General features: G+C 58.6%; 19 protein-coding genes. 12 read left to right on the forward strand and 7 right to left on the reverse strand.

Annotation, left to right across the window (positions count from 1 at the left end; all coding sequences use genetic code 11):
- The 10 genes from ACR0LL_RS13230 to ACR0LL_RS13275 form a co-directional block, all read left to right on the forward strand.
- The coding region (locus ACR0LL_RS13230) for a COG4223 family protein (RefSeq protein WP_480587443.1) at window positions 1-1,105 on the forward strand (1,105 nt) is incomplete at its 5' end.
- 10 nt (window positions 1,106-1,115) lie between these two features.
- The gene (locus tag ACR0LL_RS13235; RefSeq protein ID WP_480587445.1) at window positions 1,116-2,609 is read left to right on the forward strand and encodes a heme biosynthesis HemY N-terminal domain-containing protein; all 1,494 of its coding nucleotides are present in this window, start codon (window positions 1,116-1,118) and stop codon (window positions 2,607-2,609) included.
- Window positions 2,610-2,694: 85 nt separating this feature from the next.
- Window positions 2,695-3,783, forward strand: coding sequence for an MHYT domain-containing protein (locus ACR0LL_RS13240; RefSeq protein ID WP_480587448.1), 1,089 nt, complete (start codon window positions 2,695-2,697; stop codon window positions 3,781-3,783).
- Window positions 3,784-3,922: 139 nt separating this feature from the next.
- The gene (locus ACR0LL_RS13245) at window positions 3,923-4,756 is read left to right on the forward strand and encodes an FAD binding domain-containing protein (protein ID WP_480587451.1); all 834 of its coding nucleotides are present in this window, start codon (window positions 3,923-3,925) and stop codon (window positions 4,754-4,756) included.
- A gap of 14 nt (window positions 4,757-4,770) precedes the next feature.
- Window positions 4,771-5,265: a (2Fe-2S)-binding protein gene (locus ACR0LL_RS13250; protein WP_480474462.1), complete on the forward strand. Its 495-nt coding sequence runs from the start codon at window positions 4,771-4,773 to the stop codon at window positions 5,263-5,265.
- On the forward strand, window positions 5,262-7,679 hold the full coding sequence (locus tag ACR0LL_RS13255; protein ID WP_480587454.1) for an aerobic carbon-monoxide dehydrogenase large subunit: 2,418 nt from the start codon (window positions 5,262-5,264) through the stop codon (window positions 7,677-7,679). The genes ACR0LL_RS13250 and ACR0LL_RS13255 overlap by 4 nt, the downstream gene beginning before the upstream one ends.
- A gap of 105 nt (window positions 7,680-7,784) precedes the next feature.
- Window positions 7,785-8,651 (forward strand): AAA family ATPase, encoded by an 867-nt coding sequence (locus tag ACR0LL_RS13260; protein ID WP_480587456.1) that lies wholly within the window; start codon window positions 7,785-7,787, stop codon window positions 8,649-8,651.
- Window positions 8,651-9,841 (forward strand): vWA domain-containing protein, encoded by a 1,191-nt coding sequence (locus ACR0LL_RS13265; RefSeq protein WP_480587459.1) that lies wholly within the window; start codon window positions 8,651-8,653, stop codon window positions 9,839-9,841. Before ACR0LL_RS13260 ends, ACR0LL_RS13265 begins: the two co-directional genes overlap by 1 nt.
- A 13-nt stretch (window positions 9,842-9,854) precedes the next feature.
- Window positions 9,855-10,667 (forward strand): XdhC family protein, encoded by an 813-nt coding sequence (locus tag ACR0LL_RS13270; RefSeq protein ID WP_480587462.1) that lies wholly within the window; start codon window positions 9,855-9,857, stop codon window positions 10,665-10,667.
- 99 nt (window positions 10,668-10,766) lie between these two features.
- The gene (locus ACR0LL_RS13275; RefSeq protein ID WP_480560077.1) at window positions 10,767-11,219 is read left to right on the forward strand and encodes an SRPBCC family protein; all 453 of its coding nucleotides are present in this window, start codon (window positions 10,767-10,769) and stop codon (window positions 11,217-11,219) included.
- A gap of 517 nt (window positions 11,220-11,736) precedes the next feature.
- On the opposite strand, the gene ACR0LL_RS13280 is transcribed toward ACR0LL_RS13275, so the two are convergent.
- From ACR0LL_RS13280 to ACR0LL_RS13300, 5 genes are read right to left on the reverse strand one after another with little or no spacing between them, the layout of a single operon-like run.
- A complete protein-coding gene (locus ACR0LL_RS13280; protein WP_480487914.1) occupies window positions 11,737-12,279 on the reverse strand; it encodes a DUF3833 domain-containing protein in 543 nt (180 codons plus the stop codon).
- On the reverse strand, window positions 12,276-12,893 hold the full coding sequence (locus ACR0LL_RS13285) for a DUF3833 domain-containing protein (protein ID WP_480482643.1): 618 nt from the start codon (window positions 12,891-12,893) through the stop codon (window positions 12,276-12,278). Before ACR0LL_RS13285 ends, ACR0LL_RS13280 begins: the two co-directional genes overlap by 4 nt.
- The gene (locus ACR0LL_RS13290) at window positions 12,890-14,113 is read right to left on the reverse strand and encodes an MFS transporter (protein WP_480587465.1); all 1,224 of its coding nucleotides are present in this window, start codon (window positions 14,111-14,113) and stop codon (window positions 12,890-12,892) included. Before ACR0LL_RS13290 ends, ACR0LL_RS13285 begins: the two co-directional genes overlap by 4 nt.
- Window positions 14,113-14,658, reverse strand: a complete 546-nt coding sequence (locus ACR0LL_RS13295; RefSeq protein ID WP_480587468.1) for a hypothetical protein — start codon at window positions 14,656-14,658, stop codon at window positions 14,113-14,115. Before ACR0LL_RS13295 ends, ACR0LL_RS13290 begins: the two co-directional genes overlap by 1 nt.
- Window positions 14,612-15,943, reverse strand: coding sequence for an NAD(P)/FAD-dependent oxidoreductase (locus tag ACR0LL_RS13300; protein WP_480587471.1), 1,332 nt, complete (start codon window positions 15,941-15,943; stop codon window positions 14,612-14,614). The genes ACR0LL_RS13295 and ACR0LL_RS13300 overlap by 47 nt, the downstream gene beginning before the upstream one ends.
- Before the next feature lie 152 nt (window positions 15,944-16,095).
- Here ACR0LL_RS13300 and ACR0LL_RS13305 point away from each other — a divergent pair, with 152 nt between their 5' ends.
- A complete protein-coding gene (locus tag ACR0LL_RS13305; RefSeq protein WP_480587475.1) occupies window positions 16,096-16,821 on the forward strand; it encodes an SDR family NAD(P)-dependent oxidoreductase in 726 nt (241 codons plus the stop codon).
- A gap of 3 nt (window positions 16,822-16,824) precedes the next feature.
- Here the strand turns inward: ACR0LL_RS13305 and ACR0LL_RS13310 are convergent, their stop codons facing one another.
- Entirely contained in the window at window positions 16,825-18,477 is a 1,653-nt protein-coding gene (locus ACR0LL_RS13310; protein ID WP_480482653.1) for a DUF6504 family protein, read from the reverse strand.
- A gap of 66 nt (window positions 18,478-18,543) precedes the next feature.
- Window positions 18,544-18,834, reverse strand: coding sequence for an I78 family peptidase inhibitor (locus ACR0LL_RS13315; RefSeq protein WP_267364411.1), 291 nt, complete (start codon window positions 18,832-18,834; stop codon window positions 18,544-18,546).
- Window positions 18,835-18,964: 130 nt separating this feature from the next.
- On the opposite strand from ACR0LL_RS13315, the gene ACR0LL_RS13320 reads away from it, so the two are divergent.
- The gene (locus tag ACR0LL_RS13320; RefSeq protein WP_267364409.1) at window positions 18,965-20,077 is read left to right on the forward strand and encodes an S-(hydroxymethyl)glutathione dehydrogenase/class III alcohol dehydrogenase; all 1,113 of its coding nucleotides are present in this window, start codon (window positions 18,965-18,967) and stop codon (window positions 20,075-20,077) included.
- Window positions 20,078-20,113: the final 36 nt, after the last annotated feature.

Here is a 20,113-nt window from a genome sequence, read left to right on the forward strand (position 1 = left end):
CGAAGCCGAAGCCGAAGCCGAAGCCGAAGCCGAAGCCGAAGCCGAAGCCGAAGCCGAAGCCGAAGCCGAAGCCGAAGCCGAAGCCGAAGCCGAAGCCCCGGTCACTGAAAAGACCGTCGAACGCGTAGTTGAAAAACGTGGCGGTTTCGTTCCGGCCCTGTTGGGGGGCGCGCTGGCTGCCGTTGCAGGTTTCGCGCTGGGCAACGGAGGGCTGTTGCCAACCAGCCCGGACAACTCGGGGGCGCTGGCAGCGCTGGAAGCAAAGCTGACAGAGCAGTCGGACCAGATCGCCAAACTGTCACAGGCGCTTGCAAACAGCCCTGATGTGTCTGGACTGGCAGATCAGGTCAAAACGTTGTCGGACAAGCTGACACCGGTTGAAGGCGACCTGAGCACGGTAAAATCCTCGGTTGATGTGCTCTCCGGTCAGGTCGCGCCATTGACGGACCGGATCGCTGCGCTGGAAAAAGCCCCGATTGCCTCCACCGCCTCGCCCGAGGCAACCGCCGTGTTTGAGGCGGAACTGAAGAAACTTCAGGATTCGCTGGCAGCGCAACGGGCTGAAGTCGAAAAAATGGTTTCGGACGCTCAGGCCCTTGAAGCGAAAGCCTCGGCAGAAGCACAAGCCGCAACGAATGCTGCCACTCTGGCCCGCCTGCGTGGGCAGCTGGATACCGGCCAGCCTTTTTCGGAACTGGTTGCTGAATTGAAGGCAGGCGGCGTGAATGTGCCGGACGCCCTGTCCGGCCCGTCGGAAAAAGGCGTGGAAACACTGACCGCGCTTCGGGCGTCGTTCGAGCCTGCGGCGCGAAATGCATTGGCCGAGGCGCGCGAGACTGACAAAGGAACGGGTTTGGTCGCCTTCCTGCAACGTCAAACGGGCGCCCGTTCCGTCACGCCTCAGGAAGGTGATGGTCCAGACGCTGTTCTGTCGCGCGCGCAGGCTGCGCTGGCAGATGGCGACCTGACCAAAGCGTTGAATGAACTGAAATCACTTCCCGAAGTGGCGCAGGCTGCGATGGCCGATTGGGAGCAGGCGGCCGGGATACGAGCCGCCGCCGTTGACGCCGTGAATACGCTGGCTTCCAGCCTGAACTCGAACTGAAGGACCTGCCATGCTGTGGTCATTGTTTAAGATCCTCGTTTTTGTTGCGATTATCGGCCTGCTGGCGCTGGGCGGTCACTTCCTGATGCAAACCAGTGGTGGGGTGCAGATCACGGTCGCGGGCACGGAATTCACCCTTGGGCCGCTTCAGTCGGTGATTGCGCTGGGTGTTCTGGTATTTGCGGTCTGGCTGTTCTTCAAACTGCTCAGCCTTTTGGTTGCGACGCTCAAATTCCTCAACGGCGACGAAACCGCCCTGTCGCGTTATTTCGACCGCAGCCGGGAACAGCGCGGCTATCAGGCGCTGGCCGATGGGTTGATGGCGTTGGCCTCGGGCGAGGGGCGCATTGCCATGACCAAGGCCAGTAAAGCCGAAAAGCTGTTGAACAAGCCGGAACTGACGGATCTACTGGTGGCGCAGGCTGCCGAGATGACGGGTGACACCAAGAAAGCTTCGGACACCTACAAGAAACTGGTGACAAACAGTGCGACCCGATTTGTCGGGGTGCGCGGTATCATGAAACAGAAGCTTGCCGAGGGAGATGATGAAACCGCCCGCAAGCTGGCCGAAAAGGCACTGGCCATCAAACCGCGTCACGAAGAGACACAGGATGTTCTGCTGAATTTGCAGACCAAGGCGCAGGATTGGGCCGGTGCCCGGTCGACGCTGACTTCCAAGTTGAAAGCAGGGTATCTGCCGCGCGACGTCTTCAAACGCCGCGATGCGGTTCTGGCGCTGTCCGAAGCCAAGGGAATCCTGGATGAAGGCGCAACTGTAGAGCAACAGGAGCGCGCGATCGAAGCCAATCGCCTGTCGCCCGATCTGGTTCCCGCCGCCGCCATGGCAGCCCGCGCTTATATCGCCAAGGGCAAGTCGCGGGCAGCGACAAAGATCCTGAAAAAAGCGTGGGAGGTTCGCCCACATCCGGATCTGGCCCATGCCTTTGCCGAGATCGCGCCGGATGAAACTCCGGAACAACGGGTCAGACGATTCACGGCACTGACCCGCACCCATCCTGAAAACATGGAAACCCGTTTGATCCTGGCCGAGCTGAACATTGTGGCCGAAGACTTTCCCGAAGCCCGCCGTGCCCTGGGTGATGTTGTAGAAAGACAAGGTGATGCGCGCGCCTATACATTGATGGCTGCTGTTGAGCGCGGCGAGGGTGCCACGGACGCTGTTGTCCAAGGTTGGCTTGCCAAGGCACTGAACGCGCCGCGCGGCCCGCAATGGGTGTGCGACAATTGTCATGACATTCAACCCGAATGGGGACCTGTCTGTCAGAACTGCCACAGCTTCGATACGCTCAGCTGGCAGACACCACAGACACCCGAGATTGCAACAGCAACCGGGGTTCACATGTTGCCCCTGATCGTCGGCGCACTTGAGAGCCAGACTGAAGAACCCGAAACAGTCGAGACTGCGGAAGACGACGATGTGGTTGAAGTCACAGTTGATGCCGTAGAGGTCGCGGACGATGCAGAGGCTCAGAAACAGGTCTGAGCCCTGCTGTTGCTAACTGTGAATTGTCGCAATCAATTCGGTTTGCTAACGTCATCCTCGCGTCGGGGAGGGCGTTCAAATCCAAATGCTGGACTACTCTCACAACACTTGGTTGGTGGTGGCTTCGCTTGCCGTGGCGCTCATGGCCGGGTTCACGGGTCTGTACCTGACGCATGGCGCGTCAAGGCTGGATAGCCAGCAGCGCAAGTTCGTGGTGGCATTGGCCGCTGTCATTCTGGGCGGCGGCATCTGGTCGATGCATTTCGTAGCGATGCTGGGGCTGCAACTGCCAATCCTGTTCTACTATGATGCCCTGATTACCCTGATGTCGGCACTGGTTGCGATCCTGATGGTCGGGCTGGCGTTGCTGCTGCTGCATTTCCGGCCTCGTTCGGTTCAGACGATGATCGGGTCCGGTGTGATTGTCGGGCTGGGTATCGTCGCGATGCACTATGTCGGGATGGCTGGAATGCAGCTTTGCCGCCCTGTCTATGACATTTTCGATGTTGCTCTGTCAGCGCTGGCATCGGTAATCTTGTCGGTGTCTGCAATCTGGGTGGCTTATGGCAACCGGACTCAACGAAACATCCTGCTCGGCACGGTTTGTTTCGGGCTGGCGGTGTTCACCATGCATTTTGTCGCCACAGGCCTTACGGATTTCGTCGCGAGCGACAGCCTCGGTGGTGCGGGTCCTGCGCTGGATAACCAAGTTTTGGCAATGGGGGTGACGGTATCCGTCTTTCTGATCTGTGGTGCTTTCCTGTTGACCGGTATTACGTTCATAGAGCCAAAGCCCGTGACTGCACCTGCCTCAGGACCTGTGTCGGAACCCGCCCCAATGCGCGCTGGTGTTCCGTATGAGCGCGAAGGCCAGACTTTTTTTGCGCATCCCGCGCGGATCGCCGCAATTCGGGCCGAAGGGCATTACACGGTACTCTATATGGACGCAGAGAAACTGTTCTGCCCCTGGTCGATCACGGATGCGGAAACGCGGCTTTTGCCCGAAGGGTTCCTGCGGGCGCATCGCAGTTATCTGGTGAACCCGAAACACGTCTCGCGATTTGAACGCCACAAGGACAACGGCACCTGTTATTTCGATGGTGTTGACGCGCTGAGCAAGGTGCCGGTCAGCCGGTCCCGCCTGACAGATATTCGCGAGGCGCTGGGGGTCTAGGCGCAACTCGTGCAGTTCTTTCGCATTTCGTGAAACAAGCCGCGCGCTCCGTTTTCCTTAACTGGATCAGTTAAATCCGCCGTTCTTTCCTTACCTCAGGTCCTCCAAGGCATATCGCCCGGACCCAGGGAGGAAAAACATGATACCAGCCGGCTTTGAGTATCACCGGCCAGGCGACATTGCCTCGGCCATCGGCATTCTACAGGAATATGGCGACGAGGCGCGCGTGATCGCGGGCGGGCACAGCCTGATCCCGATGATGAAGCTTCGCATGGCCGAGATGGGTCATCTGGTCGATCTTCAGGCCATTGAAGAACTCAAGGGGATAGAGGTCGGGCCTGACACCGTTACTTTGGGTGCGATGGTCACGCAGCACGAGCTGATCACCCACAGCGGTCTGGCCGAAGCCATTCCGTTGATCCGCGAGGCGGCGCTTCAGATTGCGGATCCGCAAGTGCGGTACATGGGCACTGTCGGTGGTAATGTAGCCAATGGTGACCCGGGCAATGACATGCCGGGTCTGATGCAATGCTTGAACGCCGCGTTCGAGTTGTCCGGCCCGGACGGGAACCGGACAGTTGCCGCGCGTGATTTTTATGAGGCCGCGTATTTCACCGCCCGCGAAGACGAAGAAATCCTGACCCGGATTTCGATCCCTGTACCGGGTGCAGGCGTGGGGCAGGCCTATCAAAAGCAAAAGCGCAAGATAGGAGATTATGCGACCGCCGCCGCGGCTGTGATGGTTGGCAACGGTCAGGCCTCGGTTGCGATGACCAATCTGGCCGACACGCCCATCTGGTCGGATGAGGCAAGCACCGCGCTGGCTGCGGGCGATGTCGAAGGGTGCGTTGCCGCAATGCTAGACGCGATCGATCCGGTCGCTGACAACCGCGGCCCTGTCGAATTCAAGAAACACGTGGCAGCCGTGGTGCTGCGCCGCGCCATCGACCGTGCGCAAAGCCGCGCGGGCTGAGGGGGAGGGAACCAATGTCGAAAATGCATGTCAAACTGACCGTAAACGGCAAGCAGGTTGAAGGTCTGGCCGAGCCGCGCACGCTGCTGATCCACTTCCTGCGGGAAGACCTGAAAATCACCGGCCCACATATCGGGTGTGAAACCAGCCACTGCGGTGCCTGCACCGTGGATATCGACGGCAAGTCGGTCAAATCCTGCACCGCCTTTGTAGCGCAGGTAAACGGTGCTGAGATCACAACCGTTGAAGGCCTGACCAATGATGATGGCAGCCTTGGAGTGTTGCAGGAAATGTTTCGCGAACATCACGGGCTGCAATGTGGGTTCTGCACGCCGGGCATGATCACCCGGGCGCATCGTCTGCTTCAGGAAAACCCGAACCCGACCGAGGAGGAAATCCGTTTCGGCATGGCCGGAAACCTGTGCCGCTGCACCGGATACCAGAATATCGTCAAGGCGATCTCGGCTTCGGCTGATTTGCTCAATGCTCAGAAGGAGGCCGCGGAATGAACGACCAGACTCTGACCCCCGAAGAACGCGCTGCCAACCTCAAAGGTATGGGCTGCGCCCGAAAGCGCGTCGAGGACGTGCGTTTCACCCAAGGCAAGGGTAATTACGTTGATGACATCAAGCTGGACGGGATGCTGTTTGGCGATTTTGTGCGATCCCCCTATGCCCATGCCCGTGTCGTCAGCGTGAACAAAGAGGCCGCTTTGGCACTGCCCGGCGTGATCGCCGTTTTGACCGCCGAAGACCTGTCGCCTTTGGGATTGCACTGGATGCCGACATTGGCCGGTGACAAGCAGATGGTGCTGGCCGATGGCAAGGTGCTGTTCCAGGGCCAGGAAGTTGCCTATGTCGTCGCCGAAGACCGCTATGTCGCGGCGGATGCCGTGGAATTGGTCGAGGTCGAATACGAAGAGCTTCCTGTCATCACGGACCCGTTCGAATCGTTGAAGTCGGACGTGGTGCTCCGCGAAGACCTGGAAGGTCAGACCGAAGGCGCACATGGACCGCGTAAACATCACAACCACATCTTCACGTGGGAACAGGGCGACAAGGACGCGACCGAAGCCGCGCTGGCCGAGGCGGACGTGGTCGCCGAAGAGATGATCTATTACCACCGCACCCACCCGTGCCCGCTTGAGACCTGCGGTTGCGTGGCGTCGATGGACAAGGTGACTGGCAAGCTGACTCTGTACGGGACGTTCCAGGCTCCGCACGCGATCCGCACGGTTGTGTCGCTGATTTCGGGGCTGGCCGAGCACAATATCCGCGTGATCAGCCCCGATATCGGTGGTGGGTTTGGCAACAAGGTGGGGGCCTACGCAGGCTATGTGTGTTCGGTGGTGGCCTCGATAGTTACCGGCAAGCCGGTGAAATGGGTCGAGGACCGGATGGAAAACCTGATGTCCACTGCCTTTGCCCGTGACTACTGGATGCAGGGGAAGATTGCTGCCACCAAGGAAGGCAAGATCACTGGATTGTGGTGTCACACCACTGCGGATCATGGCGGTTTCGACGCTTGTGCCGACCCGACCAAATTCCCTGCCGGGTTCATGAATATCTGCACCGGGTCTTATGACATCCCGACTGCCTATTTGGCGGTGGATGGCGTCTATACCAACAAGGCGCCGGGCGGTGTGGCCTATCGCTGTTCCTTCCGCGTGACCGAAGCCGCCTATTTCATCGAACGCATGATCGAGGTTCTGGCCATCAAGCTGAACATGGACGCAGCCGAGTTGCGTCGGATCAACTTCATCAAGGCAGATCAGTTTCCCTATCAATCCGCGCTGGGCTGGGAATATGACTCGGGCGATTATCACACCGCTTGGGACAAAGCGCTGAAGGCTGTGAACTATGAGGGTCTGCGGGCGGAACAGGCGCAGCGGATCGCGGATTTCAAGGAAGGAAAAACGCGCAAGCTGCTGGGCATCGGCCTGACGCATTTCACGGAAATCGTCGGAGCCGGACCGGTGAAGAACTGCGATATCCTCGGGCTGGGGATGTTCGACAGCTGCGAGATTCGCATTCATCCGACCGGATCAGCGATCGCGCGGCTGGGGACGATCAGTCAAGGGCAGGGCCACGCCACAACCTTTGCCCAGATCATCGCCAGTGAAATCGGCCTGCCCGCCGATGACATCACGCTGGAAGAGGGTGACACGGATACCGCGCCTTACGGGCTTGGGACCTATGGATCCCGGTCCACTCCGGTGGCTGGCGCGGCCACGGCAATGGCGGCCCGCAAAATTCGGGCAAAAGCCCAGATGATCGCGGCCTATCTGCTGGAGGTACACGACAATGACGTCGAATGGGACGTGGATCGCTTTGCTGTGAAAGGCGCGCCTGAGCGGTTCAAGACCATGAAGGAAATCGCATTCGCCGCCTATAATCAGGCCATTCCTGGGCTGGAGCCGGGTCTGGAGGCCGTCAGTTACTATGACCCGCCCAATATGACTTATCCGTTCGGAGCCTATATCTGTGTCATGGAGATTGACGTGGATACTGGTGAATGGGAAGTCCGGCAGTTCTATGCGCTGGATGACTGTGGCACTCGGATCAACCCGATGATCATCGAGGGGCAGGTCCATGGGGGTGTGACCGAGGCACTGGCCATCGCGATGGGTCAGGAGATTGCCTATGATGACATGGGCAATGTGAAAACCGGTACGCTGATGGACTTTTTCCTGCCAACCGCGTGGGAGACGCCGAACTATACCACTGACCATACGGTGACCCCATCCCCGCACCATCCGATTGGCGCAAAGGGTGTGGGGGAAAGCCCGAATGTCGGCGGTGTGCCTGCGTTTTCAAACGCAGTGCATGACGCGTTCCGGCCTTTTGGGTTGGTGCAGAGCCATATGCCGCACGATCACTGGCGGATTTGGAAGATTGCCAATGGTCTGGGGATGCATGGGTGATTGGGATCGGACCGGCTGTTGCCGGTCCGACTGGACGGAGGGGGCTCTGCCCCCTCCGAACCTCCCCTGGGATATTTGGGGCCAGATGAAGATAGGATCCTGGTTTTGACCTTGAACGACGTGCAGAACGGGTTGGCCGCGCAGGGTTATGTTGCCGATGATCGGTTGGCCATGGCGTTGCATCTGGCGCAGCAACTTGGGCGCCCTTTGTTGCTGGAGGGGCCGGCGGGTGTGGGGAAAACCGAAGTTGCGAAAGCGGTGGCAGCCTGGCGCGATACGCGATTGATACGTCTGCAATGCTACGAAGGTCTGGATGCCAGTCATGCCATCTATGAATGGAACTATCAGCGACAGCTATTGGCGATCCGGGCGAGCGAAGCGCAAGGCGGCGTCGCGGAGGCGCAGCTGTTTTCGGATGAATATTTGCTGAAAAGGCCTTTGTTAGAGGCTATCTCGGAAACGAAACCTCCGGTTCTGTTGATTGATGAGATTGATCGGGCGGATGAGGAGTTCGAAGCCTATCTTCTGGAAATCCTGTCAGACTTTCAGATCACCATACCCGAGTTGGGAACGGTGCAGGCACATGTGCGGCCTGTTGTCATTCTGACGGCCAACGGGACGCGGGATTTGTCGGATGCGCTGCGCAGAAGGTGTTTGTACAGCTTTCTTGACTATCCTTCGAGGGAGACCGAACTGGCAATCCTGCGGGCGCGACTGCCTGAAATCGAGGGGATTCTGGCGCGTCAGATCATCGGTGTTGTACAGGCGCTGCGTCAGGAAGATCTTGAGAAGAAACCGGGCATCGCCGAGATGCTGGATTGGGCAGCAGCCCTGTCCGGGTTGGGTGTCAATGATCTGGCCAAATCCCGCGAAGACGTGCAGGCGACGCTGGTGTGTTTGCTGAAAACTGCCGCAGATTACAATGCGGCACCGCCCGAGGTGATGGATCGCCTGATTGGAAAGGTCGCGTGATGCAGGTTACGCGCTTTCCCTCTCGGGCCTCGGGTCTTGCCGACCGTATGTCGGGTTTCATAGCGCATTTGCGAATGAACGGTATGCAATTGGGGGCGTCGGATGCGGGGGACGTGCTTGCCGCCTTGTCCGAAGTGGATGCAACGGATGCCAAACAGGCCCGGCAAGCCATGTGCGCGATATTGACCGGAGATGCGGAAGATTGGCGCCGGTTTGATGAACTGTTCGACGCCTATTGGTTCAACGCTGGCGCACAGCGTTCGGGAAAAGCGAAAAACAAGCATGTGCGGGTGCAGTCCGCCAAGCCAATGATCTGGCAGACCAGAACTCAGGGTGAGGACGAACCACGATCCGGGTCGGAGCAAGAGGCCACTCTGCCTGACTGCGGTGAAGGGGAAGCCGAAGGGGTGGACGGCAAGTTGATCGCCACGCGAACGGCCAACCTGTCACGCCGGGACTTGCGAGAGTTGATGGACGAAGAGGCCCTAAAACAGGCTGAAACAGCCGCGCTGACCTTGGCGCGGGCATTTCGGGACAGGCGATCGCGCCGCCGGAAACGGGCGTTGCGCGGGGCTGTTCTGGATATGCGCCGAATACAGCGCGCCAGTCTGGCGCGTGGCGGTGAGCCGCTGGACCTGTATCGCCGAGCGCGGCCACCGCGCCCGATGCGGATTGTGGCATTGTGCGACGTTAGTGGTTCGATGACCGCGTACTCACGCGTGTTTCTGGCTTTTCTGAAAGGGTTGACCGGCAGCGGGATCGAGGCAGATGCGTATTTGTTTCACACGCGATTGATGCGGGTAACAGATGCGTTGCGCGACCATGACACCCTCCGGGCTGCGGGGCGATTGTCGCTGATGGCCGAAGGCTTCGGCGGCGGTACCGATATTTCCGGCAGTCTGGAGCGATTTCTGTCGGGATACGGCGCGCGGGCACTGAACGGGCGTACTGTCGTCCTGATCCTGTCGGACGGATATTGCAGTTCTGATCCGCAGGCTCTGGGGGATATGCTGGCGCGTATCAGGCGCAAGGCACGCCGGATCGTCTGGCTGAACCCCTTGAAGGGCTGGAAGGACTATCAACCTATTGCGGCAGCGATGCAGGCGGCTGAACCCTATCTGGATGCGCATTTGCCGGCCAATACACTGGATGCATTGGCAGCGCTTGAGCCGCAGTTCCAAAAGCTGTGAAAGGAGTCTGACCTTGGCGAATTTCGACATTTTTGACACCATCGATCAGCTGCGCGGAACCGGAGAGGCCTTTTGTGTGGCGACGGTTTTGCGCACGGCGGATGCGACCTCGGCCAAAGCTGGGGGGAAGGCGGCGATTACCCAGGCGGGTGAAATCCTGGGGCATCTAGGCGGGGCTTGTGTGCAGCGCGCAGTCCGGGCCGCGGCGCAACAGGCTTGGGCGTCCGGGGCGCCGCAGATTATCCGTGTCAAACCTTCGGAAAAGGTGGTGAACATGACGGATCCCGATGGTGTTCAAACGTTCAAAAGTGGGTGCCCGTCCGGTGGTACAGTTGATCTTTTGGTCGAACCCTATCAACACGCGCCCCGGCTGGTGATTTTCGGCGAGGGGTTGATTGCCAAAGCTCTGGCAGCGCATGGATCGCTGGCCGGATTTCGCACGGCTGTCGAGGATGGGCTTGATATTGCTGGAAACCATGTGCGGTTTGCCTTGGCACATGTCGATGCGCTGGGTGTGGAGCCGCGGGACTTTGTCGTGGTGGCTGCGCAGGGGCGCAGCGATGCATCCGCTTTGAAGGCTGCATTGGAAACCGATGCGGCACGCGTGTCGATGGTGGCCAGTCGCCGCAAGGCAGCTACGCTGACTGCAAAGCTTATCGCCCAGGGATTGGACCCTTTGAAAGTTGCGCGCCTGAAATCCCCGGCGGGGTTGGACATACATGCCATAGATCCGCATGAGATCGCCCTGTCGATTTTGGCCGAGATTGTGATGTGGCGGAACGGTGAAAAGGCAGCAAAGGTGTCGCATGATGAAAAGCTTGCTTGAACACCTTTGCCACATGTGGCCTGCGTTGCTGGCTCAAAGGATAGAAACGGCTGCAATGCGCCTATTTCCAAGATATTGTTGAACAAAGGAAAGACCTGAATGGAACTGACTGATGAAATCCGTATCGCAGCGCCACGCGACGTCGTTTACCGCGCGCTTAACGATCCCGACATTTTGATGGAATGCATCCCGGGATGTGAGGAACTGACGCAGAAATCACCAACCGAGCTTGAGGCGAAAGTTGTTCTGAAAATTGGCCCGGTCAAAGCGCGCTTTGCGGGTGAGGTCACATTGGACACGGCCAATGCACCAAACGGGTTCTCTTTGATGGGTGAAGGCAAAGGTGGGGCGGCTGGATTTGCCAAAGGCGGCGCAGACGTTTCGTTGACCGAAGAAGGGGACGAAACCGTACTGAAATACACGGCCAAGGTTGATGTTGGTGGCAAGATTGCTCAGCTCGGCAGTCGGCTGATTGCGGGAACCGCCAAGAAGTTGTCGGCAAAGTTCTTTACGCGGTTCGGGGAGATCGTGTCAGAGCAGTCGACTGCATGATCCGGGGCGTTCCATAGCCGAGAGGTTGTCAAAGCATGGACCACTGACGACAAGGCGGGGGAACCCGCCATCAACCGAAGTGTGGCAATCGGCGGTGACTGCAAATATTCAGTCAGGACAACACCCTTCAGCGAGAGCTGCGAACACCCCTGTCAACGGGGGGTTGAAAATCGGGTTTTGCCCATAAAAAATTGGCTTTTCCCGAAATAACCGGTAGATTTTCTGCAAAAGGTGGAAAACACCGGAGGCAGTAAGAGAGCAGATGTCACAGGCAAAAACTCGTGTTTTGCGGACCACGATACCTGCCGGTCTTGTCGGCAAACGGGACGGTCTTTTTTTCTTGTGGGGCGAGATTGAGCGCGCCCGTTTGAAAATTGAAGACGGAGCCCACCACGACTCTGCAACGCCAGATGGGCAAAGTGCAAACATGGCTGGCGCAGCAAGGCGACTGCTACAGGTGCCGGTGGACGAGTTCATATTTTATTGATGGGCAACGTCTGGATGGAAATAGCGGAATCTATTCTTTTTCAAAGATCAGGATAACCTCGCCGAGGCGTATGCCAAAGCGTGAGACGTAAGCGCGGTTTAACAGACGGTCCTCGGTCAGCAGCCACATCCAATCGTCAAAACTGACGCGCATCGTGCCATCTTTGACAGGCAGGTCAATCTTGTATTTCCAGTTGAAGGTGTCGCCCCTCTCGGTCCCGCTGGCGGTTCCCAGCACACCGGGCGCAGTACCAGTCCACGTGTCATCGCCAGTCTTTGTCAGCGTCCAGATGCGCTGTTCGGTTGCGCCGTCGTCGTAGATAAAATCCTCGACCAGTGTCAGGGTTTCCCCGTCCCATGTGCCGTCGATATCGACTTCAAATCTGCGTGGAACATTCCCCAGTACATCCTGAAACTGCCCGTAAGCCACGGTCTTTCCGTCGAAGAATTCCTCGAGGTTCAGCTGCCGTTCAGACAGAAAGGTTGTCGGAACCTTCGGTTTGCCAGAGCAGGCAACCAGAAGTGCAAAGCTTGCGACGGAAACGCATGTAATCAGAGAGCGACCTGTGATCATTGCACCAGCCGCCTTTCTGAAGTGATGCTATACTCATTTGCGCCACCTACGTGGATCGGATGTGATTTGGGGGTTGGGCGCATTGTTGCAACGAGCTCAGCAACCTTGATGCCAAACTTACGCATCTCGGAGCGATTCATGATAACGCCCTGTTCTGTCAAATACATCCAGTCTGTAACATCCAGCGTGTGTCCTCCTGCGTCCTTGGGCAGAATGATCCTGTAGGTCAGCTTGATCGTTGCGCCGGATATCGTGCCGTGACCTTCGCCAACGATATCCTCTGCCGTTGCCGTAAACGTATTTCTGGTGCCCAGCGTCAGATACCACTTACGGTTCATCTTTTTGCCATTTGAGTACGTGAAAAACTCGGAAAGTGTGCCTGTGTTCCCATTCCACTCACCAACCATGCGGGCCACAAAGCTGTTCGACATCCTGCCATTGGGGCCATAGATCAGACCTTCGGACAGGATTTCACCGTTCAGATGCTTCTTCAGCGAAAAAGTGGGCCCGGTACCGGCATAGTCTGACGGGCTCTGCGCACGAAAGCTCAGCAGTCGGGCGCGGACAAACATTGCAATCAGCAGAGCCAGCAGGATGATGGCGAAAGCATTCATTTGCTTGTGACCTCGGTTGGCAGGGTCAGGACCATTCCAAAGGCCCCAAGTTTCAGGATGCAGGGCAGCACCGCGTAGGCGAGATTGAGTGTATCAAGCGCTTGGGCGGAATTGGTTTGACCGGGGGTGAAGCCACTGCGCTCCAGCAATGGCAGGGTAAAAAAGGCTGCCAGGGCCAGGCCCAGCTTGCCAGCAAAGGACCAGATACCAAACGCTGTGGACGCGTTAAGACCGGCTCGGGTCAATGTGACCGAAAACATGGCGGGCAGCACGACCATATCCGCGCCCAGAGCGGCACCCGAGGTGAGGCAAATCACCGCAAAACCGGTGAGGTTCCCAGCGCTCAGTGTGGCGGCACCGATAAATCCCGCGATGGAAAGCGGCATTGCAATCATCAGTGTCTGTTTCGGGCCAATTTGGTTACTGAGATTTGCCCAAAGCGGCACGCTTACGCCTGCGCTGAGGAAAAACAGGATCAACAGTGGCCCGGCTTTACCCGGCAATTGCAATCGGTCCTCTACGAAAAATAGAAACAGGGTCGATGTAATGGCCACGGGAAGGCCGTTGATCAAAGCCAGCACCAAAAGACGCAAACCTCCGGCCTGGCCCAGGCTTGAGAAAGACAGACCGGATCCGGTGATTGCGGGCCGCCGCCAGATCGGAACGGTCAACAAAAGGGTTGCGACCGATAGCAGACCCAGAAACAGACCAAACGCGGGATAGCCTTGCGCGTGGGCTCCGGCAGCAACAAAAAGGGCAGGGGCACTTGCCGCGATGATAACGCCTGTCAGTTGTCCGCCTTCCCGATAAGCGGCGAGGGTCATCAACTCCTTCGCGTCAGCGCGTTTCGCCAGCGTCGCACTTCGCCCGTAGAGCAGGATAGTCCCCAGGCTATAAGCCGAAAACAAAAGCATCAGAAGAACAACCAGCGTCAGCACATCTGTTCCTTGTTGCAGGCTGAACAGCACCGGGAATCCAATGGCAAGGCCGAGTGCTGCCATGGACGCAAAGACAAGCTGGCCACCGGGCCATCTATCTATCGCCCAACCGATCAGTGGGTCCTGTACCAGATCGACCAATCGGATCATCAGCAAGACGGTGCCAATCACCCCCAGTCCAATGCCCAGATTCACCGCCGCAAAACGCGGTAGATGAATGTATAGCGGGATGCCCGCCGCAGCGAGCATCAGCGCGTATAAGCTGACCCGAGGGTAAAGCATCACTTTCCCTGAAGCATTTGGGTGAAGGACGCCGACCGCGTGTTTTCGCCAAGGAAAACCGACATGAAACTGCGTTTGATGCCCGGATATGCCATTGTGCAGGTCTTTCGACCGTTCAGCCAGAAACTGACCTTGTCTGGCCCGTCGGACACCGCCAGATAGCTGTCACCCTTGGTGACACCTTTAAAACATACATCCAGTTGGTCGCCAATCGGGGCAGGGTGGCCGACGCGTTTCATCTCGTCGAGCGTCGAGTCGACCAGCGCATTCTTCTTGATGCTTTTACGGTATGTCAGCTGAAGCCCGAAATCTTCACTCCAGCTGAACGAAGCACCTTTGGGTGTGTAAAGCTTGGCGTCGTAGATCGGAAACCCGAGATAGCGGAAGGTTGCAGTTCCGCGAAGTTGTGCACCATCCAACTCTTCCGTCACTGGCGAGGCAATCAACCCAGTGGGGGCCAGCAAGGAAAGGCTCAGAAGGGTCGCGCGCAGCATCCCGCTATTCGGCGGCAACAGAGATGGCCGGATCTTGTCCAAGAATGGCATAATCAGCTCCGATCATTTGCGGGGTGCCATTTATCCGCTCAACAACATGCATCGCGCTGGCAATCCCGTCTTCGTGAAATCCGTGCCGGTTATACGCACCGGCGAACCAAGTTCGGTTCTGTCCCTGTATCTCTCGAATATGCCCCTGTGCTTTCAGGGCGGCTTTGTCGAATACCGGGTGGGCAAATTCGACCTGATCATAGATTTTGTCCGCTGGAATCTCTGTCGAGGCGTTCAGCGTCACAAAAAGCGGGTCGTTGTCCGGGATGCTCTGCAGTCGGTTCATCCAATATGTAACGCCTACCTCTCCGGCCTGTGATCGATAGGTCCAGCTGGACCAGCACGCACGCCGCTTTGGCATCTGGCCAGGATCGCAATGCAGAGTGGCGGTGTTGGGTTGGTACCGAATTGCGCCCAGCGCAGCGGTTTCCGCCGGGGTGGCATTCCCGCCCAAAATGGCAAGCGACTGGTCAGAATGGGTGGCCAGGATGATCTCATCAAACTGATCCACCGCACCCTGACTGCGGACCGTAACACCCGTCTCACTCCGGGAAATGTTCTGAACCGGACTGGCCAAACGGATTGCCGCCCCTCGTGTCCGCAGGGCGGCATCGATCCGGCGGACATATTCGATACTGCCACCTTTTACTGTGTACCACTGGTGTTGATTTGCGCGGCCACTGGCCAGAAGGGCGTGATTTCGAAAGAACTGTACCAATGAGCGTGCAGGGAACTGATCCACCAGCTCAACTGGAGTTGACCAGATCGCCCCACACATGGGCATCAGATAGTTGTGGCGGAACCAGTGTCCCAGCCGAAGCTGATCCACCAGCTCACCAATCGTGGTGTCGTCGTCTTTTGCAGCCTCCGGAGCCATTTTGCCAAAGCGCAGAATGTCGGCAATCATCTTGTAATAGGCGGGGCGCGCAAGATTGCGTCTCTGCGCGGTCAGGGTGCGCAGATTGTTCAACCCATATTCGATACGACCATTGTCGATTGTCGCGCCAAAACTCATTTCGCTTTCGATAACGGGAACATTGAGCTCATTAAAAAGTCGGGTCAGAAAAGGATAGGTTGCGTAGTTGAAGACGATGAAACCGGTATCCACTGGTTGATCGCCGTTCTTTCCGGCCATGATTGTGCGGGCATGGCCACCTAAACGCGGTTCCGCCTCATAGAGGGTCACGTCGTTGTTTTCTGAAAGGTAGTAGGCGGCTGAAAGGCCTGAAATACCTGCACCAATAACTGCGATTTTCTTCCGTACACCCTGGGTTTCGTCGAACATTCCAGCCTCGTTATGTGGTTCTTAGAATGAAATACGCAGGGTAGGTGCAGTTGGATCAATCCGGTTGGAAGTTTTACCAGAGGTGCGATCCCGTTTGATCCAATTGCGTCACGGGCCCGTAAAATATGAAACATGACTGAATCGGCGCGCGCATGAGCAGCTTTGACGGAAAAACCTATTGGATCATCGGCGCAAGCGAAGGCTTGGGTCGTGCTTTGGCTAATGCGCTAAGCGACAGGGGCGCGCATTTGATCTTGTCGGCGCGTAGTTCTGAACGTTTGGCTGACATTTGTTCCGAGCTTCCCTATGCCCGCGCGATCCGGTGCGATGTCACTGATTTAGACTCTGTTCGCGGGGCTGTGGCCGAGGCGGGTCTGGTCGATGGGCTGGTTTACAATGCCGGCGCGTATGACCCCGTGCGCTCGGCGGATTGGGATACAGAAGCGTCGCTCAGGATGGGTGATGTGAACTATCTGGGTGCTTTGCGTGTGTTGGGTGAAACCGTTCCGGACCTTGTGAAGGCAGGTCGGGGGGATATTACGCTGATCGGGTCGCTCGCGGGCTATCACGGGTTGCCAGCGGCCATCGGATATGGGGCCAGCAAGGCGGCGCTGATTTCCCTGGCGGAAACGATGCGCCATGATCTGGCAGGCACCGGCGTGACCGTGCGGATCATTAATCCCGGCTTCATCAAGACCCGACTGACTGAGAAAAACAGCTTCAGGATGCCCATGCTGATGAGCCCCGAGGATGCGGCGGGTCGTGTGGTCAAGGCGATGTCGCGGCGCCGTTTTCGTACGGATTTTCCTGCACCATTCTCGTGGTTTATCCGTCTGATTGACTATCTGCCGGATCTGTTGGTGTACCGAGGGAAATAGACCCTAACCAAACTGCCCGTGACAGAACCAGCCTGCAGACATGGTTCCGCCATGGCCGTAAAACAGCCACAACCGCTCACCCTGCTGTGTCACCACAACCCAGTAGTCCCGCACGCCGCTGCGCCAGTTCGGGTCATCCAGCCACCATTCCGGTGCGATACGTTCCGGGCCGGTGGCCTGCGCCAGCTGCCAGTTACGCCCGCGCCAGCGAAAGGCGCTGGGCACGTCGGGGGTTTCCGGTGCCATCACCGGCTCAGGCTGCCACATCAGCAGGGGGCGGGGGCGGGGCGGCGCAGGCCAGTCGCGGGCGGGTTCCGACCATGCGGCCGCCAGCGTTTGCGCCGTTTTCTCAGGGATGTGCGAGGCCGCGGGATGGCGCCGGGTGATCGCCTCAAGCCCCACCCGCGCGCCCAGCTTGCCGATCAGATCATCCACGGCGGTGTTGCCCGCCAGCCGGTTGCGGGCCACACGGCGGGCTTCGGCATGGCCGGCCACGGTACGGGCGTGGATGGGTTCTGTCTGAACCGCTTCAAGCCGCAGCATGTCGATGCCGTAGCCTGCGTCGATCTTGTCAACTTTCATCTCTAACAAAGGGCGAATGCGGTATTTATCGTAAGTTGGGCGGGCCAGGCCGACCTCGATAACCTCAGCTGCCTGATCGGCGCGGTGCGCCTCCAGCCGCAGGGTGCGGGCACCGCGCCCCTTTTCTTCCAGCTTGGTGCAAAGCGTTGGCAGAACCCGATCAACCGCAGCCATGACATCCTCAACCAGACCAATCGGGTTGGGCAGGGTCATCCGCACCGCGAAATGGTGCGGCGGGCGGGCGGGCGAGACAGGCTCGGGCGCGCTGCCCATGGCCTGATCCAACCGCAGAACCAGCCCGCGTCCAAACCTCCGCGCAAGGCTGGCGCGGGGTTGACCCAGCAGATCGCCGATGCGGCGCAGGCCCAGACGGTTCAGCTGCACGACAACCTGATCTTCCAACCGCAGCGCGGCGATAGGCAGGGGGCTGAGTGCGCCATAAGATTGCCCCGGCGGCGCGATCCGCGCGCCTCCGCCCAGGGCCCTCACTTGCGGCGCGGTGCCGCCTTTGGTCCAGTGCCGCCGTTTACCCGCCCGGGCGCGGGTGGCACGGGCCTCCTGACTGATGGCGTCGCCATTGCGGTCGGATGTGGCCGCCTGCCCCGCATAGCGCGCCAAAGCCCAGGCTGCGCCCAGCGTGTCGGCGATGCCAATCTGTACGCTGAGGCCCATATCCGCGCAATCGGTTTCAAGAACGTTCAGCAACGCCTCCTCTCCGCCAAACAGATGGGCGCAACCTGACAGATCGACGATCAGCCCGTCCGGGGCCTCTTCGGCCACCCATGGGCTGAACTTTCCCGCCCAGCGACGCAACGCGGCCAGGAACGCGGCTTCGGCCGGGGCGTTACGGTGCCGCGTGATCAGGTTGGCACACATGGCATGAGCATCCCGCACCGGCTGGCCGATACGCAGCCCGACAGCCTGCGCATCGGCATTCACTGAGGTAATAACCTGCATGTTCGACTGTTCGGCCACGATGGCCAAAGGCCCGGTATGCAGCCCCCGCGCAGCGCGGATCAGCCGTTCAGCCCCCAGACGGGGGAACCATAGCGAAAGTATTCGGCGTTTGGGCATTTGCAGGCATCACAATGTTCTTACTTTGTTCTTAAGTGAGAATCGATGCCTGAGTCGAGTCCGCCCTTATCCGCAGGTCAGCCGCAGGATGATCCCGTCGCCATTCACGTACACGTTCAGCCGGTCGATGCGGTAATCCTGTGTGGCGATGCCATCCGGGCCCAGCACGCGCGACCGCGCAGGCAGGTTTGCCTGAATGTTCGAAACCGGCTGGCCAACGGTATCGGAAAAATCTTCTCCCTGACAAAAGGCCAGATCGACCGGGGCAGGTTCCGGCGGCAGCAAAGCGTCTTCGGGCGCGGGCGGGGTTTCAGCACAGGCCGCCAGAAAGAACAGGATCGGGAAAAATCGGTGCATTGGCGTTCCTCATTCTGGCAATGTCGTTTCTGCAATATCAATTAATTAGCCAACCTGCCATGAAAGCACGGTTGAAAACACCCTGTAATTGACGCAGGGTCGGGGCAAAAGTGACAGGGAGATAAGTAGCATGCGTACCCGTGCCGCCGTCGCCATTCAGGCAGGCAAACCTTTGGAAGTGATGGATGTGAACCTCGAAGGCCCCAAGGCGGGCGAGGTTCTGGTCGAGATCAAGGCCACCGGTATCTGTCATACCGACGAATTCACCCTGTCGGGTGCCGACCCCGAAGGCTTGTTCCCGGCCATTCTGGGCCATGAAGGCGCAGGCGTGGTGGTTGAAGTGGGTCCGGGCGTAACCAGCCTGAAGCCGGGCGATCATGTGATCCCGCTTTACACGCCGGAATGTCGCGAGTGTGAATACTGTCTGCACCCCAAGACCAACCTGTGTCAGGCGATCCGGGAAACCCAGGGCAAGGGTCTGATGCCCGATGGCACCTCTCGTTTCTCGACCTTGGATGGCGATCCGATCCTGCATTACATGGGCTGCTCGACCTTCTCGAACCACACGGTTCTGCCTGAAATCGCGCTGGCCAAGGTGCGCGAGGACGCGCCGTTCGACAAGATCTGCTATATCGGCTGTGGTGTCACGACCGGTATCGGCGCGGTCATCAACACCGCCAAGGTGGAAATCGGCAGCCGCGCAATCGTGTTTGGTCTGGGCGGTATCGGGCTGAACGTCATTCAGGGCCTGCGTCTGGCCGGAGCTGACCAGATCGTCGGCGTCGACCTGAACCCCTCCAAGGTGGAAATGGCCACCAGGTTCGGCATGACCGACTTCGTGAACCCGTCCGAAGTAGAAGGCGATCTGGTGCCGTATCTCGTCAACCTGACCAAGGGCGGAGCGGATTATACGTTTGACGCCACAGGCAATGTCGGCGTGATGCGCGCAGCACTTGAATCAGCGCATAAGGGCTGGGGTGAGTCGATCATCATTGGCGTGGCGCCCGCGGGGGCCGAAATCTCGACCCGTCCGTTCCAGCTGGTCACCGGCCGGTCGTGGCGCGGCACTGCCTTTGGCGGCGCACGTGGGCGCACGGACGTGCCCAAGATCGTCGACTGGTACATGGAAGGCAAAATCGAGATCGACCCGATGATCACCCACACCATGGGTCTGGACGACATCAACCACGGCTTCGACCTGATGCATAAGGGCGAAAGTATCCGTTCGGTGGTGATTTACTAAGAGTAAACACCAAAGTTCTCGAAAACGGCGCGCTGA

Source organism: Ruegeria sp. AI2, assembly GCF_056541275.1.

Bases quoted from the DNA above. Each gene is read 5' to 3' on its own strand.
- ACR0LL_RS13235 (WP_480587445.1), top strand. From the start codon at position 1,116: ATGCTGTGGTCATTGTTTAAGATCCTCGTTTTTGTTGCGATTATCGGC.
- ACR0LL_RS13240 (WP_480587448.1), top strand. From the start codon at position 2,695: ATGCTGGACTACTCTCACAACACTTGGTTGGTGGTGGCTTCGCTTGCC.
- ACR0LL_RS13245 (WP_480587451.1), top strand. From the start codon at position 3,923: ATGATACCAGCCGGCTTTGAGTATCACCGGCCAGGCGACATTGCCTCG.
- ACR0LL_RS13250 (WP_480474462.1), top strand. From the start codon at position 4,771: ATGTCGAAAATGCATGTCAAACTGACCGTAAACGGCAAGCAGGTTGAA.
- ACR0LL_RS13255 (WP_480587454.1), top strand. From the start codon at position 5,262: ATGAACGACCAGACTCTGACCCCCGAAGAACGCGCTGCCAACCTCAAA.
- ACR0LL_RS13265 (WP_480587459.1), top strand. From the start codon at position 8,651: ATGCAGGTTACGCGCTTTCCCTCTCGGGCCTCGGGTCTTGCCGACCGT.
- ACR0LL_RS13275 (WP_480560077.1), top strand. From the start codon at position 10,767: ATGGAACTGACTGATGAAATCCGTATCGCAGCGCCACGCGACGTCGTT.
- ACR0LL_RS13280 (WP_480487914.1), bottom strand. From the start codon at position 12,279: ATGATCACAGGTCGCTCTCTGATTACATGCGTTTCCGTCGCAAGCTTT.
- ACR0LL_RS13285 (WP_480482643.1), bottom strand. From the start codon at position 12,893: ATGAATGCTTTCGCCATCATCCTGCTGGCTCTGCTGATTGCAATGTTT.
- ACR0LL_RS13290 (WP_480587465.1), bottom strand. From the start codon at position 14,113: ATGCTTTACCCTCGGGTCAGCTTATACGCGCTGATGCTCGCTGCGGCG.
- ACR0LL_RS13295 (WP_480587468.1), bottom strand. From the start codon at position 14,658: ATGCCATTCTTGGACAAGATCCGGCCATCTCTGTTGCCGCCGAATAGC.
- ACR0LL_RS13300 (WP_480587471.1), bottom strand. From the start codon at position 15,943: ATGTTCGACGAAACCCAGGGTGTACGGAAGAAAATCGCAGTTATTGGT.
- ACR0LL_RS13305 (WP_480587475.1), top strand. From the start codon at position 16,096: ATGAGCAGCTTTGACGGAAAAACCTATTGGATCATCGGCGCAAGCGAA.
- ACR0LL_RS13310 (WP_480482653.1), bottom strand. From the start codon at position 18,477: ATGCCCAAACGCCGAATACTTTCGCTATGGTTCCCCCGTCTGGGGGCT.
- ACR0LL_RS13315 (WP_267364411.1), bottom strand. From the start codon at position 18,834: ATGCACCGATTTTTCCCGATCCTGTTCTTTCTGGCGGCCTGTGCTGAA.
- ACR0LL_RS13320 (WP_267364409.1), top strand. From the start codon at position 18,965: ATGCGTACCCGTGCCGCCGTCGCCATTCAGGCAGGCAAACCTTTGGAA.